At 67.4% G+C, this 25,384-nt stretch carries 24 protein-coding genes; 10 read left to right on the top strand and 14 right to left on the bottom strand.

Going from position 1 to position 25,384, the window contains the following annotated elements; all coding sequences use genetic code 11:
• Positions 1–37: 37 nt before the first annotated feature.
• Positions 38–562 carry a MarR family winged helix-turn-helix transcriptional regulator gene (locus J0J10_RS03915; RefSeq protein WP_291645370.1) on the bottom strand — a complete coding sequence of 175 codons (525 nt, stop codon included), beginning with the start codon at positions 560–562 and terminating at the stop codon, positions 38–40.
• Between the two features lie 105 nt (positions 563–667).
• On the opposite strand from J0J10_RS03915, the gene J0J10_RS03910 reads away from it, so the two are divergent.
• From J0J10_RS03910 to J0J10_RS03870, 9 genes are all read left to right on the top strand, one after another.
• On the top strand, positions 668–1,084 hold the full coding sequence (locus tag J0J10_RS03910) for a VOC family protein (RefSeq protein WP_291645369.1): 417 nt from the start codon (positions 668–670) through the stop codon (positions 1,082–1,084).
• Positions 1,085–1,222: 138 nt separating this feature from the next.
• Positions 1,223–1,648 carry a VOC family protein gene (locus J0J10_RS03905; RefSeq protein WP_291645368.1) on the top strand — a complete coding sequence of 142 codons (426 nt, stop codon included), beginning with the start codon at positions 1,223–1,225 and terminating at the stop codon, positions 1,646–1,648.
• Positions 1,649–1,767: 119 nt separating this feature from the next.
• Positions 1,768–2,187 (top strand): DoxX family protein, encoded by a 420-nt coding sequence (locus tag J0J10_RS03900; RefSeq protein WP_291645367.1) that lies wholly within the window; start codon positions 1,768–1,770, stop codon positions 2,185–2,187.
• A gap of 103 nt (positions 2,188–2,290) precedes the next feature.
• Entirely contained in the window at positions 2,291–2,821 is a 531-nt protein-coding gene (locus tag J0J10_RS03895) for a DUF1579 domain-containing protein (RefSeq protein WP_291645366.1), read from the top strand.
• Between the two features lie 143 nt (positions 2,822–2,964).
• A complete protein-coding gene (locus tag J0J10_RS03890) occupies positions 2,965–3,582 on the top strand; it encodes an anthranilate synthase component II (protein WP_291645365.1) in 618 nt (205 codons plus the stop codon).
• 14 nt (positions 3,583–3,596) lie between these two features.
• Positions 3,597–4,610, top strand: a complete 1,014-nt coding sequence (gene trpD, locus J0J10_RS03885) for an anthranilate phosphoribosyltransferase (protein WP_291645364.1) — start codon at positions 3,597–3,599, stop codon at positions 4,608–4,610.
• 7 nt (positions 4,611–4,617) lie between these two features.
• The gene (trpC, locus tag J0J10_RS03880) at positions 4,618–5,430 is read left to right on the top strand and encodes an indole-3-glycerol phosphate synthase TrpC (RefSeq protein WP_291645363.1); all 813 of its coding nucleotides are present in this window, start codon (positions 4,618–4,620) and stop codon (positions 5,428–5,430) included.
• The gene (moaC, locus tag J0J10_RS03875; protein ID WP_291645362.1) at positions 5,427–5,915 is read left to right on the top strand and encodes a cyclic pyranopterin monophosphate synthase MoaC; all 489 of its coding nucleotides are present in this window, start codon (positions 5,427–5,429) and stop codon (positions 5,913–5,915) included. Before trpC ends, moaC begins: the two co-directional genes overlap by 4 nt.
• Entirely contained in the window at positions 5,912–7,123 is a 1,212-nt protein-coding gene (locus J0J10_RS03870; RefSeq protein WP_291645361.1) for a molybdopterin molybdotransferase MoeA, read from the top strand. Before moaC ends, J0J10_RS03870 begins: the two co-directional genes overlap by 4 nt.
• 404 nt (positions 7,124–7,527) lie before the next feature.
• Here J0J10_RS03870 and gltA read toward each other — a convergent pair whose 3' ends face one another.
• Both gltA and gltX read right to left on the bottom strand, forming a co-directional pair.
• On the bottom strand, positions 7,528–8,817 hold the full coding sequence (gene gltA / locus J0J10_RS03865) for a citrate synthase (RefSeq protein WP_291640521.1): 1,290 nt from the start codon (positions 8,815–8,817) through the stop codon (positions 7,528–7,530).
• Positions 8,818–9,127: 310 nt separating this feature from the next.
• Positions 9,128–10,546: a glutamate--tRNA ligase gene (gene gltX / locus J0J10_RS03860; protein WP_291645360.1), complete on the bottom strand. Its 1,419-nt coding sequence runs from the start codon at positions 10,544–10,546 to the stop codon at positions 9,128–9,130.
• A gap of 249 nt (positions 10,547–10,795) precedes the next feature.
• On the opposite strand from gltX, the gene J0J10_RS03855 reads away from it, so the two are divergent.
• Positions 10,796–12,982 carry a ComEC/Rec2 family competence protein gene (locus J0J10_RS03855; protein WP_291645359.1) on the top strand — a complete coding sequence of 729 codons (2,187 nt, stop codon included), beginning with the start codon at positions 10,796–10,798 and terminating at the stop codon, positions 12,980–12,982.
• On the opposite strand, the gene lexA is transcribed toward J0J10_RS03855, so the two are convergent.
• The 11 genes from lexA to J0J10_RS03800 form a co-directional block, all read right to left on the bottom strand.
• Positions 12,976–13,707 (bottom strand): transcriptional repressor LexA, encoded by a 732-nt coding sequence (gene lexA, locus J0J10_RS03850; protein WP_291640527.1) that lies wholly within the window; start codon positions 13,705–13,707, stop codon positions 12,976–12,978. The two genes, J0J10_RS03855 and lexA, sit on opposite strands and share 7 nt — an antisense overlap.
• A gap of 276 nt (positions 13,708–13,983) precedes the next feature.
• Complete coding sequence (gene lpxB, locus J0J10_RS03845; RefSeq protein WP_291645358.1) at positions 13,984–15,162, bottom strand: lipid-A-disaccharide synthase; 1,179 nt, start codon at positions 15,160–15,162, stop codon at positions 13,984–13,986.
• Positions 15,159–16,028, bottom strand: coding sequence for an LpxI family protein (locus tag J0J10_RS03840; protein WP_291645357.1), 870 nt, complete (start codon positions 16,026–16,028; stop codon positions 15,159–15,161). The genes lpxB and J0J10_RS03840 overlap by 4 nt, the downstream gene beginning before the upstream one ends.
• Complete coding sequence (lpxA, locus tag J0J10_RS03835) at positions 16,025–16,834, bottom strand: acyl-ACP--UDP-N-acetylglucosamine O-acyltransferase (RefSeq protein ID WP_291645356.1); 810 nt, start codon at positions 16,832–16,834, stop codon at positions 16,025–16,027. The genes J0J10_RS03840 and lpxA overlap by 4 nt, the downstream gene beginning before the upstream one ends.
• 64 nt (positions 16,835–16,898) lie before the next feature.
• Positions 16,899–17,357 (bottom strand): 3-hydroxyacyl-ACP dehydratase FabZ, encoded by a 459-nt coding sequence (gene fabZ, locus J0J10_RS03830; protein WP_291640535.1) that lies wholly within the window; start codon positions 17,355–17,357, stop codon positions 16,899–16,901.
• Positions 17,358–17,446: 89 nt separating this feature from the next.
• Positions 17,447–18,511, bottom strand: coding sequence for a UDP-3-O-(3-hydroxymyristoyl)glucosamine N-acyltransferase (gene lpxD / locus J0J10_RS03825; RefSeq protein ID WP_291645355.1), 1,065 nt, complete (start codon positions 18,509–18,511; stop codon positions 17,447–17,449).
• Positions 18,512–18,556: 45 nt separating this feature from the next.
• Positions 18,557–21,052, bottom strand: coding sequence for an outer membrane protein assembly factor BamA (gene bamA, locus J0J10_RS03820; protein WP_452116505.1), 2,496 nt, complete (start codon positions 21,050–21,052; stop codon positions 18,557–18,559).
• Between the two features lie 334 nt (positions 21,053–21,386).
• Positions 21,387–22,535 carry an RIP metalloprotease RseP gene (rseP, locus tag J0J10_RS03815; RefSeq protein WP_291645354.1) on the bottom strand — a complete coding sequence of 383 codons (1,149 nt, stop codon included), beginning with the start codon at positions 22,533–22,535 and terminating at the stop codon, positions 21,387–21,389.
• A gap of 23 nt (positions 22,536–22,558) precedes the next feature.
• A complete protein-coding gene (dxr, locus tag J0J10_RS03810; protein WP_291645353.1) occupies positions 22,559–23,740 on the bottom strand; it encodes a 1-deoxy-D-xylulose-5-phosphate reductoisomerase in 1,182 nt (393 codons plus the stop codon).
• 5 nt (positions 23,741–23,745) lie between these two features.
• Complete coding sequence (locus J0J10_RS03805; protein ID WP_291645352.1) at positions 23,746–24,573, bottom strand: phosphatidate cytidylyltransferase; 828 nt, start codon at positions 24,571–24,573, stop codon at positions 23,746–23,748.
• On the bottom strand, positions 24,570–25,337 hold the full coding sequence (locus tag J0J10_RS03800) for an isoprenyl transferase (RefSeq protein WP_291645351.1): 768 nt from the start codon (positions 25,335–25,337) through the stop codon (positions 24,570–24,572). The genes J0J10_RS03805 and J0J10_RS03800 overlap by 4 nt, the downstream gene beginning before the upstream one ends.
• Positions 25,338–25,384 lie beyond the last annotated feature (47 nt).

Here is a 25,384-nt window from a genome sequence, read left to right as displayed (position 1 = left end):
TGCGCTTCAAACCGGCACCTGCCTTTCCCGACATCGCTCAGTCCTGGGCGGGACCGGCCTCCAGGCTGAGAGCGAGCTTGCGCAGCAGCGAGGCAAGTTGCTCCTTCTCGGCCACGCTCAGCCCGTCGAGCAGGCGTCGTTTGAGCGCCATGTCCTCGCGGAAGGCAGCTTCGGCCTTGGCGCGGCCGGCCTTTGTGAGCTCGACGAGCAGGCTGCGCCGATCCTCCGGCGCCTCGCAGCGCCTGATCAGCCCGGCAGCTTCGAGCCGGTTGAGTCTGGCGGTCAGGCCGCCCGAGGAGATCATCAGCGTGCGGTAGAGCTCGGTCGGCGTCAGCCGCCAGGGCTCGCCCGCGCGCAATAGGGTCGAGATCACGTCGAACTCGCCGGCATCGACGCCGTGGCGCGTGAACACGGCCTCGATGGCGGGACGCAGTCGCAGGGTGATCCGCCGCGCCCGGCCGATCACCCCCATGGGCTCGGTATCGAGATCGGGCAGTTCGCGCGCCCATTGCGCGCGCAACCGATCGACATGGTCCCCTTCCCCGCCAGCCGCAGCATCCATCCCGGTCTCCCACTCCTGCCCGATCCTGTCAGCAGAACGACGGATATATCTTGACGTCAAGACATGAAGAAATTTATCTTTACATCAAGATAAATGGAGGACGCGATGTCGGAGCAGATCCCGTTCAGCCTCGCCGGACTCGACCATGTCGTGTTCCGGACTGCCGATACGCCGCGCATGCTGGCCTTCTATCGGGAGGTGCTCGGCTGCCCGCTCGAGCGCCGCCAGGACGAGCTCGGCCTGGTGCAGCTGCGCGCCGGCCGCTCGCTGATCGACCTCGTCGATGTCGCCGGCCCGCTCGGCCGCACCGGCGGGGCCGCGCCGGGCCCTGAGGGCCGCAATGTCGACCATATCTGCCTGGGGATCAGGCCGTTCGACGAGGCGAGCCTGCGCGCCCATCTGGAGCGCCATAGTGTTGCCGTCGTCGCGGCCGGCTCGCGCTACGGCGCCGAGGGCGAAGGCCAGGCGATCTATGTCCGGGACCCCGACGGCAACGCGATCGAACTCAAGGGAGCCGAATGAGGCCCTGATCCGCCCAGCCACGCCTCCCTGCCGGCTCGCCATCGTTCCGGCCTCGGAACGCGGCAGGATCGGCCGGGGAATTCGAACTCGACTTGCAATCCAAGTGAAGCTTGCAATCCAAGTGAAGGGAGTTTCGCCATGTCGCAGCCAGCAGAAGCCAAACAGCCCCAAGCCCAACCCGAGACCCGCGGCGGCGTCGTCCCCTATCTCAGCGTCGACGGCGCGGTGAAGGCCTCGGAATTCTACCAGAAGGCGTTCGGAGCCGAGGAGGTCGCCCGCCAGCCGCTCGACGAGAAGGGGCGGACCATGCACATCCACCTCTACGTCAATGGCGGCTCGCTGATGCTGAGCGACCCCTATCCGGAATATGGCTATCCCTGGGAGGCGCCGAAGGGTTGCACGCTCACCCTGCGCGTCGACGATATCGACTTCTGGTGGAGGCGCGGCGTCGATGCCGGCATGGAGGTCGTCACCCCGGTCGAGGTGATGTTCTGGGGCGACCGCTACGGCCAGTACCGCGACCCGTTCGGCTTCCTCTGGGCGCTGGTCTCGGCGGTCAAATAGCGACGAGCGGCGAGAAGCCGACGCCGCATGCCAGTTCCACGAAACTTTCGCCGGCCGCCTTTCGCGCGCCGGGCCGGCGAAGCCATGCCCCGTCGCGCCATGCCGTTCCGGAGAGAACCATGCAGTCGGAAGCCGAAATCGCAGCCACCCCGCCGGCGGCGCTCTGGATCGGCCGTGCCATGAGCGGACTCGTCGTCGCCTTCCTGATCTTCGACGGCGGCATCAAGCTCGCACCGCTTTCGGTGGTGACCAAGACCATGCAGCAGCTCGGCTATTCCGGCTCGCCCGAGCTGGCGCGCGGGCTTGGCGTGATGACGCTGGCGATCGCCCTGCTCTACGCGCTGCCGCGAACCAGCATTCTCGGCGCCATCCTGCTGACCGGCCTGCTCGGCGGCGCCATGGCGACGCATCTGCGTGTCGGCAGCCCGCTCTTCAGCCATCTCTTCTTCGGCCTCTATCTCGGCCTGATCGCCTGGGGCGGGCTGTACCTCCGGGATGGCCGGCTCCGCCGCCTGTTCCCGCTGCGCCAAGACACCTGACGATCTGCGGATTGCGTTCCATCCTGTCGCAGGCTGACGAACGGCCGAGGCAATCTCGCTGGCAGTGCTTTCGAAAGGGCACCAGCAAAGGAGGAATGCCGCCATGTCCAGCACAACCGACGCCGACAAGCCGCAGGATGCCGCAGGCTGCACACCGGCCGTGCCGCAGAAGGAGCATGAATGGCTGCACAAGCTCGTGGGCGAGTGGACCTATGAGGCCGATTGCCTGATGGGCCCGGACCAGCCGCCGATGAAATCGAGCGGGACGCATCGGACGACCTCGTTCGGCGGCCTCTGGATCGTCGGCGACGGCGAGGGCAAGATGCCGGACGGCTCGCCGGCGCAGACCCGGCTCACCCTCGGCTACGACGCATTGAAGAACGTGTTCGTCGGCAGCTTCATCGGATCGATGATGTCCAACCAATGGGTCTATTCCGGCAAGCTCGACGCTTCAGGCAAGATCCTCACTCTCGACACCGAAGGGCCTGATTTCAGCGATCCGACCAAGACGGCGAGGTATCAGGACATCCTCGAGATCGAGAGCGACGACCATCATACGCTCTCCTCGCGCGCACTCGGCCCGGACGGGCAGTGGCATGGCTTCATGACCGCGCATTACCGCCGCAAGAGATAGCGCGAAGGGAGCGCACGCAGCCGCGGCCGACATCTGCCGAGGGCGAGATCCGACCGGCTTCGCGCCCTCATGCTTGACCCGCACGCGCGTTCGGGGCCATGTGCAATCGCAATGACAACGGGTGGGGACGGCCCCGGACGGCGATGCGCATCCTGCTGATCGACAATTACGACAGCTTCACCTGGAACCTGGTCCACCTGATCGGTGGGCTCGGGGCCGAGGTCGAGGTTCGCCGCAACGACTCGCTGACGGTCGCTGAAGCGCTCTCCGGCGGGCATGGCGCGATCGTGCTCTCGCCCGGCCCGTGCACGCCGAACGAGGCCGGCATCTGCCTCGATCTCGTGCGCGAAGGCGCCGGCAAGGTGCCGCTCTTCGGCGTCTGCCTCGGCCTGCAGACGATCGGACAGGTCTTCGGTGGCGAAGTCGTGCGTGCGCCGTTGCCGATGCACGGCAAGGTCTCGACCGTGACGCATCGCGCGCGCGGCCTGTTCCACGGCATCAACGGTCCGATCGAGGCGACGCGCTATCATTCGCTGGTGGTGAAGCGTGAAACCTGCCCCGAGATTCTCTCGATCGAGGCGGAATCCGGCGACGGCATGATCATGGCGCTCTCGCATCGCGAGCTGCCGGTGCATGGCGTGCAGTTCCATCCGGAGAGCATCGCTTCGGAGCATGGCGCGACGATCCTGCGCAATTTCCTCGATCTCGCCGAACGATGGTCGGCCGCGTCCGACACCGCCGCCCTTTCCGCGACAGCCTGATCGATCGAGTTCCCATGGAAGACTTCAAGCCCTTCATCGCCAAGGTCGCGACCGGCGCCTCGCTTTCCCGCGAGGAGGCCCGCGACGCCTTCGAGACCATGCTTTCGGGCGGTGTCACCAATGCTCAGGCCGCCGCCTTCCTGATGGCGCTGCGCGTGCGCGGCGAAAGCACCGAGGAGATCGCCGGCGCGGTCAGCGCCATGCGCGCCCGCATGCTCACGGTCTCCGCGCCCGCGGATGCGATCGACATCGTCGGCACCGGCGGCGATGCGTCGGGGTCCTACAACGTCTCGACCCTGGCCTCGATCATCACCGCGGCCTGCGGCGTTCCGGTCGCCAAGCATGGCAACCGCGCGGCCTCGTCGCGCTCCGGCGCGGCGGATGTGCTGACGGCGCTCGGCGTCAAGGTCGGGCTCGAGCCGGCCGGGATCGAGCGCAGCATCCGCGATGCCGGCGTCGGCTTCATGTTCGCGCCGGCCCATCACGCCTCGATGCGCCATGTCGCGCCGGTGCGCACCGAGCTCGGCACCCGCACCATTTTCAACCTGGTCGGGCCGCTCTCCAACCCGGCCGGGGTCAAGCAGCAGCTGGTCGGGGCCTTTTCCGAGACCTGGCTCCAGCCGATGGTCGAGGTGCTCGCCTCGCTCGGCTCGCAATCGATCTGGGCCGTGCACGGCTCGGACGGGCTCGACGAAATCACCACCACCGGCCCGACCCGCGTCGTTGCGCTGAAGGACGGCAAGATCGAGAGTTTCTCGATTTCCCCAGAGGATGTCGGCATCGCCCGGGCCAAGCCCGAGGATCTGCGCGGCGGCGAGCCGGAGCAGAACGCCAAGGCCCTGCAGGACGTGCTCGACGGCCAGAAGAGCGCCTTCCGCGACATCGCCGCCTTCAATGCCGCAGCGGCGCTGGTCGTCGCCGGCAAGGCCGCAACGCTCGGTGACGGGCTGGCCCAGGCCTATCAGGCGCTCGACAGCGGCAAGGCCAAGGGCGTACTCGCCACGCTCGTCGCCAGCTCGAACGCCTGAGGCGGCCATGTCGGACATTCTGAAGCGGATCGAGGCCTATAAGCGCGAAGAGATCGCCACAGCGCGCAGCACCGTGCCGCAGGCCGAGATCGAACGCCGCGCCGCCGCCATGCCACCGGCACGTGACTTCCTCGGCGCGCTCGAAGCCAAGCGTAAGGCCGGGCTGCCGGCGCTGATCGCCGAGATCAAGAAGGCGAGCCCGTCCAAGGGCATGATCCGGCCGGATTTCGACCCGCCGGCCCTGGCGAGGGCCTATGCCGAAGGCGGCGCCGCCTGCCTTTCGGTGCTGACCGACACCCCCTCCTTCCAGGGCCAGCCGGAGTATCTCGCGCAGGCGCGCGAGGCTTCGGGCCTACCGGGCCTGCGCAAGGACTTCATGTTCGAGCCCTATCAGGTCTTCGAGGCGCGTAGCTGGGGCGCCGACTGCATCCTGGTGATCATGGCCTCGGTCGACGATGCCGCGGCCCGCGAGCTGACTGAAACCGCCAAGGCACTCGGCATGGCCGTGCTGGCGGAAGTCCATGACGAGGCCGAGCTCGAGCGGGCGCTGAAGCTCGACACCCGCCTCGTCGGCATCAACAACCGCGATCTGCGCAGCTTCGAGGTCAGCCTCAGCGTGACCGAACGCCTGGCACCTTTGGTCCCGGCCAACCGGCATCTTGTCGGCGAGAGCGGCATCTTCAGCCATGCCGACATCACCCGGCTGCAGGGCTGCGGCGTCAACACCTTCCTCGTCGGCGAGAGCCTGATGCGCCAGCAGGATGTCGCCGGCGCGACCCGCCAGCTGCTGACCGGAAAGGGCGCGGAGGCGGCGGCGTGAGCCGGCTTTCGCATCTCGACAGCCAGGGCCAGGCCCATATGGTCGATGTCGGCGACAAGGCGGAGACGGCCCGAACCGCGATCGCCGAAGGCAGCGTCGTGATGCAGGCGGAAACGCTCGCGATCGTGCGCGCCGGCGACGCCAAGAAGGGCGACGTGCTCGGCACCGCGCGCCTCGCCGGCATCATGGCGGCGAAGCGCGCCCATGAGCTGATCCCGCTCTGCCACCCGTTGCTGCTGACCAAGATCGCGGTCGATCTCTCCATCGACGAGGCCCTGCCCGGCGTGCGCGTACGGGCCGAGGTGCGCCTCACCGGCAAGACCGGCGTCGAGATGGAAGCGCTGACCGCCGTCAGCGTCGCCTGCCTGACGGTCTACGACATGGTCAAGGCGGTCGATCGCGGCATGCGTATCGAAGCGATCCAGCTCGTCCACAAATCCGGCGGCAAGTCCGGCGTCTACGAAGTTGCGGAAGGGCAGAGATGAGCCTGACACCGGTTGCCGTCGCGCTGCGCGCGCTGCTCGACAGCGTTCCCGGAACCACCGGCACGGAAATGCTGCCGCTGGCGCGTTGCGCAGGCCGGGTTCTGGCGGCAGATATCGCGGCGCTACGCACCCAGCCGCCCTTCGCCAATTCGGCGATGGACGGCTATGCCGCCCGCGCAGATGATCTCCAGCCCGGCAAGGAATTGCGGGTGATCGGCGAATCCGCCGCCGGCCGCGGCTTTGCCGGCTCGGTCGCTCCCGGCGAGGCGGTCCGTATCTTCACCGGCGCGCCGCTGCCGGAAGGCACCGACGCCATCCTGATCCAGGAGAACGCAGAGGGTGTCGACGGCCCGGTGATCCGGGTCACCAAGGCGGCGGGCAAGGGCCAGTTCGTGCGCGCCGCCGGGCTCGATTTCGGCAGCGGCGAGGTTCTGCTCGCGGCCGGCCGCCGGCTCGACAGCGCTGCGCTCGGCCTCGCCGCCGCGATGGGGCATCCGGAGCTTCCGGTGCGTCGCAAGCCCGTGGTCGCGATTCTCGCCACCGGCGACGAGCTCGTCCTGCCGGGCGAGCCGGTCGGCCCCGACCAGATCGTCGCCTCCAACAGCTATGCGCTGGCCGCCCTGGTCGAGCAGGCCGGCGGCACGGCGCTCGATCTCGGCATCGCCCGCGACAACCATCCCGATCTCGCGGCCCGCATCGAGGCGGCCAAGGCGGCGAAGGCCGATGTGCTGGTCACGCTCGGCGGCGCCTCTGTCGGCGCACATGACCTCGTCCAGGCCGCGCTCAAGGCGCAAGGCATGGATCTCGGCTTCTGGAAGATCGCGATGCGGCCGGGCAAGCCGATGATGATGGGGAGGCTCGGCCCAATGGTCGCCCTCGGCCTGCCGGGCAACCCGGTCTCCTCGATCGTCTGCGGCCACCTCTTCGTCACGCCGCTGATCGAGGCCCTGCTCGGCATGGCCGAGCCGGAGCGCGACCGCGGCGAGCCTGCGATTCTCGCCGTCGACCTGCCGGCGAATGACGAGCGCCAGGACTATCTGCGCTCGGCCTTCGTCACGGAAGCCGGCGAGCGCCGGGTGAAACCCTTCCCCAAACAGGATTCCTCGATGCTGGCGAACCTCGCCCGGGCCGAGGCGCTGGTCATCCGGCCGGTCTTCGCCGAGCCGGCCAAGGCCGGTGATCCCTGCCGGATCATCCGGCTGCGCTGACTGGCGGGTCAGCGGCAGCGCCGATAGCGCGTGTGCCGCCGTAGGCGACTTCGTCGATCGAGATGGCCTTGAGGGGCACAGCTGGCGCGACGTTTCGGCCCGTTCATGCTGAAGCAACCGGTACGCGCTGGCGGAGGCTCGCTCGACCCGGCCGAAATGGCAGTTCCCTCGCCGGTGCGGCCGCCACGGTCGAAGCCGACATCGGCGCTCTCGGCTCCTTCCCTCAGCCATTAGCGGCCCTGTCACTCGATCGGACGCTTCTCGTCGTCAGACATCTTCCCGCCGCGGCTTCACATCGACCCGGCGGGCTCTGCCATGTCACTGTCCTGCGGTCAGGCCGCGCCTGAACGGAAAAGGCCGCGACGGTTGCCCGTCGCGGCCCTGGCAATTGCGATGCGTGTCGATCAGCGCCGGCCGATCGGTGCGTAATCGCGCTTCGGCGCGCCGGTGTAGAGCTGGCGCGGACGGCCGATGCGCTGGGACGGATCCTCGATCATCTCCTTCCACTGCGCGATCCAGCCGACGGCACGCGCCAGCGCGAACAGCGCGGTGAACATGGAGGTCGGGAAGCCCATCGCCTTGAGCGTGATGCCCGAATAGAAGTCGATGTTCGGATAGAGCTTCTTCTCGATGAAGTAGCTGTCGGAGAGAGCGATCCGCTCCAGCTCCATCGCGACGTCGAGCAGCGGATCGTCCTTGATGCCGAGCTCGTTCAGCACCTCATGCGTGGTCTTCTGCATGATCTTGGCGCGCGGATCGTAGTTCTTGTAGACGCGGTGCCCGAAGCCCATCAGGCGGAACGGATCGTTCTTGTCCTTGGCCTTGGCGATGTATTTCGGGATGTTCTCGACCGTGCCGATCTCCTCGAGCATCTTGAGAGCGGCCTCGTTGGCGCCGCCATGGGCGGGGCCCCAGAGGCAGGCGATGCCGGCGGCGATGCAGGCGAACGGATTGGCGCCCGAGGAGCCGGCGAGGCGCACGGTCGAGGTCGAGGCGTTCTGCTCATGGTCGGCGTGCAGAATGAAGATCCGGTCGAGCGCGCGCGACAGCACCGGATTGACCTTGTAGTCCTCCGCCGGCACGGCGAAGCACATCCGCAGGAAGTTCGAGCTGTAGTCGAGCGAGTTCAGCGGATACACGAAGGGCTGGCCGATCGTGTACTTGTAGGCCATCGCCGCCAGCGTCGGCATCTTGGCGATCATCCGCATCGACGCGATCATGCGCTGCTGCGGGTCCGAGATGTCGGTGGAGTCGTGATAGAAGGCCGACATCGCACCGACCGAGGCGACCAGAACCGCCATCGGATGCGCATCGCGGCGGAAGCCCTGGAAGAAGCGGGCCATCTGCTCATGCACCATGGTGTGGCGCGTGACGCGATAGTCGAAATCGGCCTTCTGGGCCGCGGTCGGCAGATCGCCATAAAGCAGCAGATAGCAGGTCTCGAGGAAGTCGCCATGCTCGGCGAGCTGCTCGATCGGGTAGCCGCGATAGAGCAGAACGCCCTCGTCGCCGTCGATATAGGTGATCTGCGACTCGCAGCTCGCGGTCGAGGTGAAGCCGGGATCGTAGGTGAACATCCCGGTCTGAGCGTAGAGCTTGCTGATGTCGATGACCGAAGGCCCGATCGATCCAGACTTGACCGGCATGTCGACGGTCTTGCCGTCGACATTCAACTGACTCGTGGTTCCGCTCATGGATGCCGATCCTTTCAGGCTCGATCTCAAATCATCTCGGCGGCCGAATGTCGTTCCGACCGATCACTGGTCATCAGGCGCCGCCCGAAGCTCCACTATGCCGGCTCCAGGGCGGGATATGAGGATGCCGCTGCGGCGAAAAAGCGTTCATCAGACTGATTTTAAAGCATTTTTGGCCGCGACTGCTTCCGTTGGGGAGCAGCCGCCACGCCGCGTTGCTAGACCATTTCCGAGAGGCGTTCAACAGCGAGAAACATGGCGGTGACCGTGCGATCCCGCACTGCGGCACTGCTGCCTCCGCCATGCCCGCTCAGGCGATGTCGGAGAGCCGCGCCAGGGCTTCCTCGCGCCCCAGCACCGCCATGACGTCGAAGAGGCCGGGAGAGGTGGTGCGCCCGGTCAGCGCGGCCCGCAGCGGCTGCGCGACCTGGCCGAGCTTGACGGCACTCGCCTCGGCGAATTCCCGCACGGCCGCTTCGAGCGCCGCGGGAGCCCAGTCCGGCAGCGCTGCGAGCTTCTCTGCCAGTTTCGGCATCCGCTCCCGCGCGGCATCGTCGAGCAGCGCCGCGGCCTTGGGCTCAAGGGCCAACGGGCGCTGGGCATAGAGATAGAAGGCGCTGTCCAGCAGTTCGACCAAAGTCTTGGCCCGCTCCTTGAGCCCAGGCATCGCCGCCAGGAAGCGGCGTTCGAGCGCCGGGTCGAGTTCGGCGGGCAGTCCACGGGCCGGACCGATCTCGGGCAGGATCGCCTTCAGCGCTTCAAGCAGCTCGCGATCCTCCGACTGGCGCATATAGAGCCCGTTCAGGCTCTCCAGCTTGGCATAGTCGAACCGCGCCGGGGAGCGGCCGATTGAGGACAGGTTGAACAACGAGATCATCTCCTCGGGTGAGAAGATCTCCTGGTCGCCATGGCTCCAGCCGAGACGCAGCAGATAGTTGCGCAGCGCGATCGGCAGATAGCCCATGGCGCGATAGGCGTCGACGCCGAGCGCACCGTGGCGCTTCGACAGTTTTGCACCGTCCGGCCCATGGATCAGCGGGATGTGCGACATGCTCGGCACCTTCCAGCCCATCGCCTGATAGATCTGCGTCTGCCGCGCGGCATTGGTGAGGTGGTCGTCGCCGCGGATGATATGGGTGACGCCCATATCGTGATCGTCGACGACCACGGCGAGCATATAGGTCGGGTTGCCGTCCGAGCGCAGCAGGACGAGATCGTCGAGGTTCTCGTTCTGCCAGACGACGCGGCCCTGGACCTCGTCCTCGACCACAGTCTCGCCGGTCTGCTCGGCCTTCAGGCGAATGACCGGCTTGGCGCCGGCCGGTGCGGTCGCCGGATCGCGGTCGCGCCAGCGCCCGTCATAGCGCATCGGCCGGCCTTCGGCCTTGGCCTTCTCGCGCATCTCGTCAAGTTCCTGCGGGGTCGCATAGCAATAATAGGCCTTGCCGGCTGCGAGCATCTGCTCGGCGACCTCGCGATGCCGGGCGGCACGCTGGAATTGGTAGACGGTCTGCCCGTCCCAATCGAGACCGAGCCAGGATAGGCCGTCGAGAATCGCGGCGATGGCGGCATCGGTCGAGCGTTCGCGATCGGTATCCTCGATGCGCAGCAGCATCTTGCCACCATGGCGGCGGGCATAGAGCCAGTTGAACAGGGCGGTGCGGGCGCCACCGATATGGAGGAATCCGGTAGGCGACGGCGCAAAGCGCGTGACGACCTCATCGCTCATGAAGAAGGACTCCGACGGAACGGGCGGATGAAGGGCGAGAGCCGGCTCATGGGCGGTCTCGGCCGGGGCTGACAACCGGCGCGGTCGCTGTAACATGGCTTTGCGGCCGCCGTTAAGCGTCTTCCTGTTCCGGTGGCGAAAGGGAGGCCGATGCTTTCCGCACCGCCCGGGCGTCGCCGAAAGGCCTCCGCGCGCGCCCTCGCCTGGCGGGGCGGGGCAAGGTGGGCGTATCGGCTGTCGCTGAGCCCGGTGTGGACCCCGTCGAACTGGTACGCCCCGCTCCGCGCCATGCTCGAAACCGAGATCGAGCGGCGGCGCCTCTTCAACTGGCTTCCGGTGCCGCTCGGGCTCGGCGTCGTCCTGTATTTCCTCGCCGATCGTGAGCCGAGCCCGGCGGCGCCGCTGGCCGGCCTCGCCCTGTCCGCGCTCGCCGCGCTGCTATTGCGCCACAGGCGCCGCGCCATGCTCGTCTGCATCACGCTAGGCGCACTCTTTGCCGGCTTCGGCGCCGGAGCCTGGCGGGCGGCGAGCATCGCGGCACCGGCGCTCTCCCGGCTCCATGTCGGCAAGATCACCGGTTTCGTCGAGACGCTGGAGCAGCGCGAGAAGGGCGTCCGTCTGGTCGTCCTGGTCACCGACCTGCCGGGCGTCGAGCCGCAGCAGCGCCCAAGGCGCGTCCGCATCAGCACCACCGCGACGACCTTGAAGCCCGGCGATCACATCATGGCGACCGCGCGGCTCCTGCCGCCGCCTGGACCGGCGCGTCCCGGCGGCTATGAGTTCGCCCGCGACGCCTTCTTCCGCGGCATCGGCGCGGTCGGCAGCATTGCCGGAAAGGTCGCGCTGGCACCGGCGCCTTCTCGGCCGTCGCGGCAGCTCGCCTGGAGCATCGCCATCGACCAGGCGCGCAATGCGCTGACCGAGCGCATCGCCACGATCGGCGGCGGGCAGGCGGGCGCGATGGCGGCCGCCCTGGTCACCGGCAAGCGCGGCCTGATCACTGAGCCGACAAATGACGATCTGCGCGCCGCCGGCATCTACCACATCGTCTCGATCTCCGGCCTGCACATGGTTTTGGCGGCCGGCACGATCTTCTGGCTGGCGCGGGCACTGCTGGCGCTGTCGCCCGGCCTCGCGCTCTTCTGGCCGATCAAGAAGCTCGCCGCACTCGCCGCCATGCTCGGCGCCACCGCCTATTGCGTTTTCTCGGGCGCCGAGGTCGCGACGGTCCGCTCCTTGATCATGACCCTGGTGATGCTCGGCGCCATCCTGGTCGACCGACCGGCCCTCAGCATGCGGAATCTCGCGCTCGCCGCGATCATCGTGCTGCTGCGCGAGCCCGAAGCGCTGCTCGGGCCGAGCTTCCAGATGTCCTTCGGCGCGGTCGCCGCGCTGATCGCCTTCGCCGAGCGTTGGCAGGAGCGCTCACCCGACCCGGCCGCTGCGAGCTGGCCCTGGCCGCTGCGGCCGCTCTGGCTCTCCGCGGTCGGCATCGTCGTCACCACCTTGCTGGCGACGGCGGCGACGGCACCCTTCGGCGTCTATCATTTCCAGACCTTCAACCCGTTCGGCCTGCTCGGCAACGCACTCGCTTTGCCTTTCGTCTCGTTGATCGTCATGCCGGCCGCGGTCTTCGGCGTGCTGGCCTATCCCTTCGGGCTCGACTGGCCCGCCTGGGCCCTGATGGGCTGGGCCTCCGGCCTCGTCCTGCGGCTCGCCCACTGGGTTGCCGGGATCGAGCGCTCGACAGTGGTGCTGCCGGCCTTCGACGCCCTGGCGCTCGCCCTGTTCGCCCTGGCGCTGCTCTGGCTGACCTTGTGGACGACGGCCTTGCGCTACCTGGCGGCACTGCCGCTCTGCGCCGGTCTGGCGCTCGCCACGGACCCGACGCGGCCGGACATCCTGATCGAGCGCGACGGTTCCGGCATTCTGGTACGCGGCCCCGAAGGGCGGCTCGTCCTCGCAGGCAAGCCGAGCCGTTTCGTCCTGGCGCAATGGCTCCATGCCGACGGGGATTCCCGCTCCCCGGACGATCCGGCCTTGCGAGAAGGCGCCGCCTGCGATGCGCGCGGCTGCGTGATCCGCCTCAGGGACGGCCGCAAAGTCGCCTACACTCGCGACCGCATCGCGATCGTCGAGGATTGCCAGCGCGCCGATCTCGTCGTGACGCCGCTCCATGCCAATGGCAGCTGCACCGCCCGGCTGATCGACCGGGCTGCGCTCACGCGTGACGGGGCGACGGCGCTGGGCTCCTCGCCTGGCGGAAACTGGCGCGCCTACACCGCAGAGGACGCGACGCGCCTGCGGCCCTGGACCCGGGCCCGGCCTGCTCCCGTCGACACGCCTTCGTCACCGGAGCCGGGACGCGCCCCTGCCACCTCGCTGCCCGCCGCTGCAACGGCCGAGCAGTCGGAGGACACCAGCTTGCTTCAGTAGCGCCGCATCAGATTGACGAGCCGACCCTGGATCTTGACGCGGTCCGGGCCGAGCACGCGGGTCTCGTAGGCCGGGTTGGCGGCCTCCAGGGCAATCGAGGAGCCGCGCTTGCGCAGGCGCTTCAGCGTCGCCTCCTCGTCATCGATCAGGGCGACGATGATATCGCCGGTGTTGGCGGTGTCCTGCTTGCGGATGACGACGGTGTCACCGTCGAGAATGCCGGCCTCGATCATCGAATCGCCGCGGACCTCCAGCGCGTAGTGCTCGCCGCCGCCGAGCATGTCGGCCGGCATGGAGACGCTGTGGCTGCGATCCTGGATCGCCGAGATCGGCGTGCCAGCGGCGATTCGGCCCATCACCGGGATGGAAACGGTCGTGCGTCCGTTCTCCTCGGCGGTGGCGGGCCGCGGCTTGGCGAGGTTGGCGGCTGGGGCAGGCGGAGTCTGGCCGAGCCCGCCCTGCACGATGGACGGGCTGAAACGGGCGCGCTGCCCCGGCGCACCGCCGATTCCGTCCGGCATCTTGATGACTTCGAGTGCCCGGGCGCGGTTCGGTAGCCGGCGAATGAAGCCGCGCTCCTCCAGCGCCATGATCAACCGGTGAATGCCGGATTTGGAGCGCAGGTCGAGCGCATCCTTCATCTCGTCGAAGGAGGGCGGGACGCCGGATTCGCGCAGGCGTTCATGGATGAAGCGAAGCAGTTCGAACTGTTTGCGTGTCAGCATGATCTCGCCGCCCAGCCTTTCGCATCGGAATCGAAACAAAGCACGAACAACATACCTGTTCGCCATGTGTTCCGCAAGAGAGGTTCAGCACGCTCTTGCAGGGCGCGGAAGCTGTCCTTCTCCTTGCGCGCGAAGCTTTGCGGAAAACAAGGCAGCAAGAAGAGACGGAGCGGCGACAGAGCTCAGGCCAGCGATTCCGGGCACGATGATGGCCGTCGCGGCAGTGGGCTTGACCGCCGCGGACTGCCGATCCGCGGCGAATTCGGCGATCCCGCGCTACGATGCCGGCTGCTGCCGCAGCAGCGCCAGCGCCGCATCGACGGCATTGGCGGCCGGGCTCGGGCCGGCGCTGCGCATCCTGTGCTCGAGCGCGGCGAAACCGTCGAGCTGGCGGTCGCGCGCCGCACCGTCGCCGATCACCGCGGTGAGAGCCAGGGCCAGCGCGTCCGGCGTCACATCGTCCTGGATGAACTCGGGAACGACGTTCTCGCCGAGAATGAGGTTCGGCAGGATGACCGTCGGCAGCTTGATCAGGCGGCGGGCCAGCGCCGCCTCCCAGCCGGCACCACGATAGGCGGCGACGGTCGGCACCTGCGCCAGGGCGAGCTCGAGCGTCACCGTTCCGGAGGCGGCGAGTGCCGCGCGCGCCTGACGGAAGGCCGCGAGCTTGGCCGCCTCCCCCGTCACGATCTCGGGTTTCACGGGCCAGCTTGCGACGATCCCGGTAACGGCTTCGACCAGACGCGGCACGGCCGGCAAGACGAAGCGTGCCCGCGGCAATGCCCGGGCGATGCGCGCAATCGTCTCGCCGAAGGCGGGCATGAGGTGGCGGATCTCGGAGCCACGGCTGCCCGGCAGGACGAGGATAAGCGGCGCCTGCGCGTCGGCCCGAACCCTGGCCTCATCCGGGCCGGGGCGCAGCTCCGCCAGCCGTTCGATCAGCGGATGCCCGACATAGACGGTGTCGGGTCCGCCGAGACGCGCAAGCGCCTCCGGCTCGAAGGGCAGGAGCGCCAGGATCCTGTCGACATGCGGGCGCATGCGCCGCGCCCGGCCCTGGCGCCAGGCCCAGACGCTCGGGCAGACCCAGTGCGCGATCGGCACGGCAGGATCGAGCCGGCGCAGCTTCTTGTCGACGCGCAGGCTGAAGTCAGGCGCGTCGATCGTCAGCATCAGATCGGGCGCGAAGGCGGCAGCAGCCTGCGCCGCGTCAGAGATGCGACGCAGCAGCAATGGCAGGCGGGCGACGACCGGGCCGAAGCCCATCACCGCGATGTCCTCCTGGGGGAAGATGCTCGCCAAGCCTTCCGCCGCCAGAACCTCGCCTCCGACGCCGCGCAGATCGAGCGGGCGCCCTGCAAGCCGGTGGCGAAGCTGCTGCACGAAACGCGCACCGAGCGCGTCGCCAGAGGCCTCGCCTGTGACGACGAAAAGCCGGAAGGGCGGCGTGCTCAAGGCACGCCCTCGATGAAGATGCCCACGGCATCGGCGCTCGCGGCCAGACGGGCACGATCGCCGACGAGCACGCCTCCGGCCTTCACCGCGATTCCGGCGAGGCCGATCTCGGCGAGCCGCGCGACGGTCTCGGGCCCGATCGCGGGCATGTCGACGCGCAGGTCCTGGCCGTGCTTCGGCGCTTTAACGAGGACACCATCGCCCTTTGCCAGCTTGAGGCGCCCTGCCCTCACCAGTCCGGCGACACGCTCGAGCATGGCATCGGTTCCCTCGGCCGCCTCGACCGCGATCACGCGATGATCGGCGAGGACTGCGCCCTGGCCGATATCGAAGGGCGACAAGGCCGCCAGCAGGTCGAAGCCGCGCAGCAAGGCGCTGCGGGCAATTGGAGTCGGGACGATCCGCCCGAGAGCGCCGAGCGGCGCGACGATCTCCGGAGCCATCTCCGCCGGGCTCCCGACCCGGAACCCCTGCCCCTCGAAGAAGCTCACGACGCCCCGAAGCAGATGGTCATCGCCGCCCTGGAAGGCGCGCGCGAAATGCGGCAGGTATTTCAGGGTCGAGAGTTCTGGCGCCAGCGCGCCGAAACTCGGTCGCGGCAACGCCCCGATCATCACGATATCGGTGACGTTGCGGTGCTTGAGCGCGCCGAGCAGGCGGCCGAGCTGGCCGAGCCGGTATTCCTGCGCTTCGCAGCCGGGAAAATCGGCGATGTTCGCCGCGCCCGAAAGCGCCGCGACATAAACCTCCGCCCCGGCCGCGAGCGCGTTGCGGGCGACATGGGCCGGGTATTCGCCGCTACCGGCCAGGATGGCCAGGCGCAGCCCGGCCCGTCTGCCCGCCGTTTCGGCCGAGCCCGGGGTCACCGGTCCGGTGCGTTGACGTCGTGCGGCACGCAGATCGCCCGCTCGCCGCCGCTGCGGATGAAATCGAGGATCTCGTGGATCAACGGATGCGAGGCGAACTCGCCGGCGACGTCCTCAACCCGCTCCGACAAGGTGCCTTCATCGGCAAACAGCAGGCGATAGGCGCGGCGCAGCTCATGGATCTGCTCACGCGAGAAACCGCGACGCTTCAGGCCGACCAGGTTGAGACCGGCCAGATGGGCCGGGTTGTCGCGCACCATGCCGAAGGGGATGACATCATGCATCACCCCGGCGCCGCCGCCGATGAAGGCATGGTCGCCGACCCGGATGAACTGATGCAGGCCGGTGCCGCCGCTGACGATGACGAAATCTCCGACCGTGACGTGCCCGGCGCACATCACATTGTTCGAGAAGATGACGTTGCTGCCGATGATCGAGTCATGGCCGACATGCGAATTGGCCAGGAAGAGGCCGCGATCGCCTATCACGGTCTTCATGCCACCGCCTTCGGTGCCGGGGTTCATCGTGACACCCTCGCGGATCACGCAATCGGCGCCGATAGTTAAGATCGACGGCTCACCCTTGTACTTCAGATCCTGCGGCGGATGGCCGATCGAGGCGAAGGGATAGACCTTGGTGCGGGCGCCGATGCTGGTGACGCCCGCGACGGCGACATGGCTGATCAGCTCGACCCCGTCTTCGAGCGTGACCTGCGGGCCGACGGTGCAGAACGGGCCGACGATGACGCCCTCACCCAGCCGTGCAGCGGGGTCGACGACCGACATCGGGTGGATCGTGGCACTCATGTAAAGGGACCTGTGAACTTGGGTTCGGTCGAAAGCGGCGGCGCGGATCAGACTGCGTCGCGTCTCACATCACCATGGCGGAGAGTTCGGCCTCGGCGACGAGCACACCGTCGACCTTGGCCTCACCGCGATAGAACCAGATATTGCGCTTCCGCGCGATCTTGGTGAGGTGGAAGCGCAGGCTGTCGCCGGGAACGACGGGCTTGCGGAACTTGACCTTGTCGATCGTGGTGAAAAGCACGGTCGAGACCGCAGCCTCGTCCTCGCCGCGCGAGCTGACCACCAGCACACCTGCGGTCTGGGCCATGGCCTCGATCATCAGCACGCCCGGAAAGACGGGACGGCCGGGAAAATGGCCGGTGAACTGAGGCTCGTTGACGGTGACGTTCTTGATGCCGATGCCGGAAGCATCGCCATCCATCTCGATGACACGGTCGACCAGCAGAAAAGGATAGCGATGCGGAATGCAGGCCATGATCTTCTGGATATCGGCCACGCCGAGCGATTTCGCCGCTTCCGTCATCGTGTTACTTCTCCCCAAGCGCCTACGGGCCGTGCCCCGGTCGCTCATTCTGTGCCATGAAAGCTGCACTGCCGGAAGCCGGCCGCAGATCAATCGCTTTCGCCGCTGCCCGTCGTCTTGCCACGTTTGGCGACGAGCTGCTTGAGCAGCGCCGATTCCCGCGCCCAGCTCAAAGCCGGCTGGGCCGGATAGCCGCCATAGCGCGCGCCGCGCGGAACATCGCCCGCGACGCCGCTCTGAGCCGCCACCTGCGCGCCCATGCCGACGGTCAGATGGCCGGCAAGGCCGACCTGCCCGCCCAGCACGACGAAATCCTCCAGCGTGCTCGAGCCGGCGATGCCGACCTGCGAGACGATGACGCAATGGCGGCCGATGACGCAGTTGTGGCCGATCTGGACGAGGTTATCGATCTTGGTGCCTTCGCCGATCACGGTGTCGCGGCTGGCGCCACGGTCGATGCAGCTGTTGGCGCCGATCTCGACATCATCCTGGATGATGACCCGGCCAACCTGCGGCACCTTCATGTGCCCCTTCGGACTCATGGCGAAGCCGAAACCGTCCTGGCCGATCCGTGCCCCGGGATGAATGATGACGCGGTTGCCGACGAGCGCGCATTGCAGGCTGCTACCGGCACCGATGCTGCAATCCCGGCCGATCCGGACCTGCGCTCCGATCACCGCATGGGGGCCGATGATACTGCCGGCACCGATCTCGGCACCAGGCCCGATCACGGCGCCGGGATCGACGGTGACATTGGCCTCCAGCCGCGCCGTGGCATGCACGAATGCACCCGGCGCGACTCCGGCGGCGCCGAACATCGAGCCCGGCCGCAGCGCCTGCGGATGGAAGGTCGCGAGCAGCCTGGCGAAGGCGTGATAGGGCGCCGGCGTCACCAAGGCTACGGTGCCGGCCGGCACGCGATCGGCGAAGCGCGGCGAGACGAAGCAGATCCCGGCCGAGGTGCTGGCGAGCGCCGCGACATATTTCGGGTTGTCCATATAGGCCGCATCGCTGGCGCCGGCCGTCTCGAGCGGGGCCGCCCCCTCGATGCGTCGCGCCGGGTCGGCCCCTTCGGGCAGGTTGACGCCGCAAAGCGAAGCGACCTCGTTGAAGGACAACGAGGTCGCCACGGGAAAGAAACTGGGATCTGCCATGAGATGGTCCGTCGCAGGGCGCGCGAGGCGCCCTGCCGGGGGATGTCAGAAGCGGGCGCCGCCGGAGAAGCGGAAGGCCTGCAGACGGTCGCCACCATATTTGCCGGAGATGCCGGTGATGGGGTTGGTGCCCCACTGGCCGTCATCCTTCGACAAGGCGTAGGCGTAGTCGAAGCGGATCGGACCCAGCGGCGACTGCCAGAGCAAGCTGACGCCGACCGAGGAGCGGATCACGTTCTTGTCGCGCACGCAGGCCACGTTGTTCTGATAGGCCGAGTTGGTCACGACGTTGAACTGCCGCGCCTCGGATCCGTTCGGGCAACCGAGGAAGCCCGGGTTGGTGATCCCCTTCGAGCCGCCATCATAATCGAACAGCGTGCCCGCATCGGCGAAGACCGCGCCCTTCAGGCCAAGATCACGCGGCAGGCCGAAGATCGGGAACTGCACCTCGAGCGAGCCACCGAAATAGGTGGTGCCGCCGAGCGCGTTGGCCGTCGGGTCGTTGAGCACGTCGCGCGGACCGATGCCCGACGGCGCAAAGCCGCGCACCAGCGACGGACCGAGGAAGTAGTGGTCCATCATGCGCAGATTGTCGCCGGTCGCCTGGACGTGACCGCCCTGGACACGCACGATACCGACGAAGTCCTCGAGGAACTCCTTGTAGTAGCGCGCATCGGCGCTGACGCGGAGGAACTTCGAGTCGCCGCCGACACCGGCGAATTCCGGCTTGATCTCGGCCACGAAGCCGTTGCGCGGGCTCTGATAGTTGTCGAGCGAGTTATAGTTGAAGTTGAGGCCGACCAGAGAGGTCAGGGTCGTGCCGGCGGCTTCCTTCACCGCGATCGACGCTTCGCCATTGGTCAAGCAGTTATAGATGTTGTTGGCCGTCGGGCCGCTCGGCGTACCGGGCGTGATCCCGTCGATCGGATAGGTACAGTCGTTGTAGGGACGGCTGGCCGTGTTCGGAATCTTGATCTCGGTCGTATAGATCGAGTAGCGCGGCGTGATCGAGAACTCCTCCGTGATAGGGAAGGAGAAGCGCACCTGCCCGCCCGTCACACGGCTCTCGAAACGGCCGATATTGTAGTTGTCGTTGAACTTAGAGAACAGATCGAAGCCCGCCGCGATGCGGCGACCGAGGAAATAGGGCTCGGTGAACGAGAAATCGATGCCCTGCGTCCGCTGGCCCATGGTGCCGGCGATACGGACATACTGGCCACGGCCGAGGAAGTTCGATTCCGACAGCGAGACCTCGCCGATCATGCCGTCCGAGGTCGAATAGCCGCCGGCGATCGAGAACGAGCCGGTCGCCTTGTCCTCGACGTCGATGTTGACGACCACGCGATCGGGCGCGCTGCCCGGCTCGTTGGTGATACGGACCTTGTTGAAGAAGCCGAGATTGTTGAGACGACGCTCGGCGCGGTCGATGAAGACCTTGTTGTAGGCGTCGCCTTCGCCGAGATCGAGCTCGCGGCGCACGACATAGTCGCGGGTCCGGGTGTTGCCGCGCACGTTGATCCGCTCGACATAGACGCGCGGACCTTCTTCGACGACATAGGTGATGCCGATCAGCTGGCCGTTGGCATCCCGCTCGCCACGCGGACGAACCTGGGCAAAGGCGTAACCGCGGCGCGAAACCTCGGTCGTCAGGTTGACCAGCGAACGCTCGACCGCCTCGGCATTGTAGGTATCGCCGGACGAGGTGCTGACCAGCCGCTGCAGCGCAGCCGGATCGACGTCACGCAGATGGGAATCCACCGAGACGTTGCCGACGCGGTACTGCTGCCCCTCGTCGACGGTGATGTCGATCACCCAGCCGCCCTTGGCGTCGTCGAAGCGCGCATCGTTCGCCACGATCCTGAAATCGGCATAGCCGTTCTTCAGGTAGTAGCGGCGGATCAATTCGAGGTCAGCGGCGACCCGATCCGGATCATAAACGTCCGAGGTCTTGATGAAGCTGAGGAAATTGGATTCCGTCGAGGTCATCAGATTGCGCAGGCGCGACGACGAATACACGCCGTTGCCGGAGAAATTGATCTCCTTGATGCCGGTCTTGCCGCTCTCGACGATGGTGAAAACGACGTCCGAACGGCCGTTCGGCAGCGGCTGGATGCGGCCGGAAATGGTCGCGGAGCCATAGCCGGCACGACGGTAGACTTCCTTGAGGCGCTCGACGTCGGCGTCGATCAGCGCCTGGCTCATCGGGCCGTTGGCCTTGGACTGGACCTGGCCGAGCAGGACATCGCTCTTCAGGCGACGGTTACCCTCGAAGGCGACGCGGTTGATCGAGTCGTTCTCCTGGACGGAGACGACGGTCTGCGAGCCGCGGCGGCTGACCTGAACATTGGAGAAGAGTCCGGTCGAGAGGAGATTCTGACGAATCTCCGCCGGGTTCCCGGAACCCTGCGCGGTCACGTAGGAGCGGATCGTCTCCGCATCGACGCGCCTGTTTCCTTGGACAATCACGGCCTGCGCAAACACCACGCCACCGCTTACGGCCAGCATAAAGGCCGAAAGTCCGACTGATCGAGAGAGCCGCATTCTCAAGGACCGGCTCTGAAGCGTCGACGTCATCGGGTCGCCTATTCCATTCTTGGGTCACCCACCCCCGCAAGGGGACCCCCGCGAACAACGGGAGCGAGGCGACATTGAAGACCAAACGCTTCTACAAAGTTTCCCGCGGGACGCAAACCAGCATTGTCGTTAACAAAGTGTTTTTACGCCGTTCGTTGCCGTCAGGTCACGCGCAGCCCCCGGGAAAATCGGGTCCCGCGACCGGAAACGGCTAGAAAATGCCATAATCCGGCGCGGCAGAGTGGCAGGGATATCACAACCGGAAAGGTCGGATTCGGCGCGTTCCGTTAACGGCCGCCGCTCAGAGCAGCGAGCGGACGTGGACGAGGTCGTTCCAGGTCACGAACAGCATCAGCATCAGCACCAGGCCGAGGCCGACCCGGAAGCCGATCTCCTGCGCCCTTTCGCTCAAAGGCCGGCCGCGTGCGGCCTCGACCGCGTAGAACATCAGATGGCCGCCATCCAACATCGGCACCGGGAACAGGTTCATCAATCCGATCGAGACCGAGAGAATCGCGGCCAGATTGATCAGGGCGAGCAGGCCACCGCTCGATGCGACCATTCCGGAAACCTGGGCGATCCGGATCGGTCCGGAAAGCTGGTCGGTCGACTCCTTACCCTTGATGAGCTTGGCGATGTAGTCATAGGTCCGCTCGACCACGAACCAGGTTTCGCTCACCCCGAGCCTCAGCGATTCAAGCAGAGTGAAATGCTGCGTGGTCCAGTCGCCCGGCTTCGACGAAGCCTGCACGCCGATGATGCCGAGGCGCTGCTTGCCCAAGGCCGAGGCGGTCTCGACGAGATCAGGCGTCACGGTCAGGAGCATGGTCGCCCCGTCCCGCTCGAGGGTCAGAGGCAATGACTCGCCCGGGCGGATGGAAATCAGGCGCTGCAGGTCAGCGAAGCTTTTGATCTCGCGATCGTCCACCTTCCGGATGAGGTCGCCGGCCTTGATTCCGGCGCGCTCCGCCGCTCCGCCCGGCGTGATGACATCGACGCGCGGCGCCAGCACGGGCTTGCCGAAGCTGTAGGCGGTACCGGCAAAGATCGCGATCGCCAGCAGGAAATTCGCGATCGGTCCGGCGGCGACGATCGCCGTGCGCTCGCCGACCGACTGCGCCGGGAAGGAGCGCGCGCGCTCCTCGGGGCTCATGCTGGCCACCGCCTCGCCATCCGGCGTGCTCGAGGCATCGGCATCGCCAGAGAACTTGACGTAGCCGCCGAGCGGGATCAGCGCGAAGCGCCAGCGCGTGCCATGGCGGTCATTGAAGCCGAAGAGCTCCCTCCCGAAGCCGATCGAGAAGGTCTTGACGTCGACGCCACACCAGCGACCGACCAGGAAATGGCCGAGCTCATGGACGAACACGACGATGGTCAGGACGAACAGGAAGGGCACGAGGTAGCCGAGCAGAAAGCCCCCCGCGTGCCAGACCGATCCCAGAATATCCATAAAACTCTCCCGACTTGCCGTCATTAGGTGACAGCGAAGCGGCCCTCCGACAAGAGCGCCCGCGCCCGGATTCTGGCTTCTTGGTCAATATCGAGCGCGGCGGCGACGCTCTCCGGAGCCGCGCCCCGCGCACCGCCGGCGTGCTCGCAGACGGCTTCGACCAGGGCCGGAATCGCCCAGAACGGAAGCTGCCGCGCCAGAAACGCCGCCACCGCGACCTCGTTCGCAGCGTTCAGAACCGCCGGCGCGGCGCCGCCTTGCGCCAAGGCTGCCATGGCGAGAGCAAGCGCGGGAAAGCGGGCGAGATCAGGGCGTTCGAAAGCAAGCGGTGCACAGTTCGCGAGATCGAGAAAGCGATCTGCGGGCGCATGGAGCCGGTCGTCGACACCGAGACAATGGGCCGCGGCGACGCGCATGTCGGGAATGGCCATGCCGGCGCTCACCGAGCCATCGCGGAAGTTCACCAGCCCGTGCACGATCTGCTGCGGGTGGACCAGGACATCGACCTGATCGGCGCCGAGCCCGAACAGGAAGCGGGCCTCGATCAGTTCGAGCCCCTTGTTCATCATGCTGGCGGAATCGATCGTGATCTTGGCGCCCATCGCATAATTCGGATGAGCGAGCGCCTGCTCCGGGGTCGCTGCCGCGATCCGCTCGGCCGACCAGGTCCGGAACGGCCCGCCCGACGCGGTCAGGGTCATCGAGCGGACAGCCGATATCGGTTCATCGCCGAGCACCTGAAACAGGGCGTTGTGCTCGGAATCGAGCGGCAGGATCCGCGCTCCGAGCCTGGACGCCTGCGCCATCACCGCCGCGCCCGCGCAGACCAGGCTCTCCTTGTTGGCCAGCGCCACCAGGCGTCCGGGCAGAAGCGAGGCGAAGGTCGCCTCGAGGCCGGCTGCTCCCGAGATCGCGCTGACGACGATATCGCTATCGAGCGCGACCGCATCGAGCACCGCCGAGCGCCCCGCGCCATGGCGGATGCCGCTGCCGGCGAGCGCATCGCGCAGTTCCCCGGCCCGGCCCTCATCGGCGATGGCGGCGAAGCTTGCGCCGCTTTCGCGCGCGACCCGGGCAAGACCGGCGACGTCGCGGCCGGAGACCACCCCGGCAACAGCAAGACGTTCCGGATTCTCGGCGATGACCTCGCGGGCCGAACGGCCGACGGAGCCGGTCGCTCCGAGAATGGTGACGTGACGGCGCATGGCGATCAGTGCCCCAGGCGGGCCAGATAAAGCAGCATGCCCGCGAAGACCAGCACCGCCCAATAGCCGTCGAGGCGGTCGAGGAACCCACCATGACCCGGGATCAGCCGGCTCGAATCCTTGGTACCGAAGCGCCGCTTGATCGCCGATTCGAACAGGTCGCCGGCCTGGCTGACGACAGAAGCGGCCAGCGAAATCGCCAGAACGACGCCGAAGCCCAGACCAGCCGTCGCCGGCATCAAAGCCCACACCGCCATGCCTCCGGCCGTGCCGGCCAGCGCGCCGCCGAGCGCGCCCGACCAGGTCTTCTTCGGACTGACGCTGGGCATCAGTTTCGGGCCACCAAGGGCCCGGCCGGTGAAATAGGCGGCGATATCGGTGAACCAGACCACGGCGAAGGTCCAGCCGATCAGGAACAGCCCGATTTCCGGCACCTGGCGCAGCGCCGGCGTCACCAGGGCAAAGCACAGCGCATAGGCGACGCCGCAGGCCTCCAGCGCACGCCGATCCTCGACGCGCGTGGTCGTGACCGCCCCGGCAAACGCCAGCACCGCCGAGACGCCCGCCAGGGCCGGATCGCTCAGCGGCGCGAAGCCGAGCGCGAAACCGGCGAGCACCACGCCGACGCCGCCGGCGATCGGATTGCGCGCACCGACGATGGCAAGCCATTCATAGGCGACCACGCCGGCGACCAGCACCCAGACGAGGCGAAAGACCGGCCCGCCCAGCAGCGTCACCGACAAGACGATGGCGGCCAGCACCAGCGCGGACAGTACGCGCAGGCGCAGCTCGGACGCGACGCCCTTCACGATGTCGCCGGAGCGCTCACTCACGCGACCCCCACATTGCAGGCGGTCGGCTCGGTGACGCCACCGAAGCGACGTTCACGGCGGTGGAACTCGGCCACGGCCTCCTCGAGGGCCTTGCGGTCGAAATCCGGCCAGAGCACCGGGGTGAAGACGAACTCGGCATAGGCCGCCTGCCAGAGCAGAAAATTCGAGATGCGCGTCTCGCCGGACGTCCTGATCACCAGATCCGGCTCGGGCAAGCCGACGGTGTCGAGCCTGGCGGCCAGCATGTCCTCGTCGATCGCTTGCGGGTCCAGCCGGCCGGCGGCGGCATCGGCGGCGAGCGCGCGGGCGGCGCGGGCGAGCTCGTCGCGTGAGCCGTAGTTGAAGGCGACCACCAGGGTCAGCCCCTGATTGCCGGCGGTCATGCTCTCGGCACGCTCGATCAGCAGGCGCAGATCCGGCGCGAGATCGGCCCGGCTGCCGATGATGCGGACACGTACGCCGGCCTCATGCAGCTCGGCGAGATCGTTCTCGACGAAGCGGCGAAGCAGGCCGAGCAGGAAGGACACCTCCGCCTTCGGCCTGCGCCAATTCTCGGTCGAGAACGAATAGAGGGTGAGGACCCGGATCCCGAGATCGCCGGCATTGCGGACGGTGCGCCGCAAGGCCTCGAGCCCGCGGCGGTGGCCTTCCTGCCGCGGCAGGCCACGCATCTGCGCCCAGCGCCCATTGCCGTCCATGATGATCGCGACATGGGCCGGGGCTGATTCGATGCCGGGCGATAGCGGGCGCGGGCCGTCTGACATTCCTATGCCTCTTCGGGCCGTGCCCGTCCGTCGATGATTGCCGCCCT

Source organism: Allobosea sp. (assembly GCF_017308075.1).
In the GTDB taxonomy this organism is placed as follows: domain Bacteria; phylum Pseudomonadota; class Alphaproteobacteria; order Rhizobiales; family Beijerinckiaceae; genus Allobosea.
The sequence above is the reverse complement of the archived record's forward strand: the minus strand, read 5'-3'. Positions and strand labels throughout refer to the sequence as shown.

Coding starts and splice junctions, on each gene's coding strand:
- lpxA (WP_291645356.1), bottom strand. CDS start 16,834: ATGAGTGCCACGATCCACCCGATGTCGGTCGTCGACCCCGCTGCACGG.
- J0J10_RS03910 (WP_291645369.1), top strand. CDS start 668: ATGTCGGAGCAGATCCCGTTCAGCCTCGCCGGACTCGACCATGTCGTG.
- lpxD (WP_291645355.1), bottom strand. CDS start 18,511: ATGGCAGATCCCAGTTTCTTTCCCGTGGCGACCTCGTTGTCCTTCAAC.
- dxr (WP_291645353.1), bottom strand. CDS start 23,740: ATGCGCCGTCACGTCACCATTCTCGGAGCGACCGGCTCCGTCGGCCGT.
- gltA (WP_291640521.1), bottom strand. CDS start 8,817: ATGAGCGGAACCACGAGTCAGTTGAATGTCGACGGCAAGACCGTCGAC.
- trpD (WP_291645364.1), top strand. CDS start 3,597: ATGGAAGACTTCAAGCCCTTCATCGCCAAGGTCGCGACCGGCGCCTCG.
- J0J10_RS03900 (WP_291645367.1), top strand. CDS start 1,768: ATGCAGTCGGAAGCCGAAATCGCAGCCACCCCGCCGGCGGCGCTCTGG.
- lexA (WP_291640527.1), bottom strand. CDS start 13,707: ATGCTGACACGCAAACAGTTCGAACTGCTTCGCTTCATCCATGAACGC.
- rseP (WP_291645354.1), bottom strand. CDS start 22,535: ATGGATATTCTGGGATCGGTCTGGCACGCGGGGGGCTTTCTGCTCGGC.
- trpC (WP_291645363.1), top strand. CDS start 4,618: ATGTCGGACATTCTGAAGCGGATCGAGGCCTATAAGCGCGAAGAGATC.
- J0J10_RS03890 (WP_291645365.1), top strand. CDS start 2,965: ATGCGCATCCTGCTGATCGACAATTACGACAGCTTCACCTGGAACCTG.
- gltX (WP_291645360.1), bottom strand. CDS start 10,546: ATGAGCGATGAGGTCGTCACGCGCTTTGCGCCGTCGCCTACCGGATTC.
- fabZ (WP_291640535.1), bottom strand. CDS start 17,357: ATGACGGAAGCGGCGAAATCGCTCGGCGTGGCCGATATCCAGAAGATC.
- J0J10_RS03895 (WP_291645366.1), top strand. CDS start 2,291: ATGTCCAGCACAACCGACGCCGACAAGCCGCAGGATGCCGCAGGCTGC.
- J0J10_RS03870 (WP_291645361.1), top strand. CDS start 5,912: ATGAGCCTGACACCGGTTGCCGTCGCGCTGCGCGCGCTGCTCGACAGC.
- bamA (WP_452116505.1), bottom strand. CDS start 21,052: ATGCGGCTCTCTCGATCAGTCGGACTTTCGGCCTTTATGCTGGCCGTA.
- J0J10_RS03915 (WP_291645370.1), bottom strand. CDS start 562: ATGGATGCTGCGGCTGGCGGGGAAGGGGACCATGTCGATCGGTTGCGC.
- J0J10_RS03905 (WP_291645368.1), top strand. CDS start 1,223: ATGTCGCAGCCAGCAGAAGCCAAACAGCCCCAAGCCCAACCCGAGACC.
- J0J10_RS03800 (WP_291645351.1), bottom strand. CDS start 25,337: ATGTCAGACGGCCCGCGCCCGCTATCGCCCGGCATCGAATCAGCCCCG.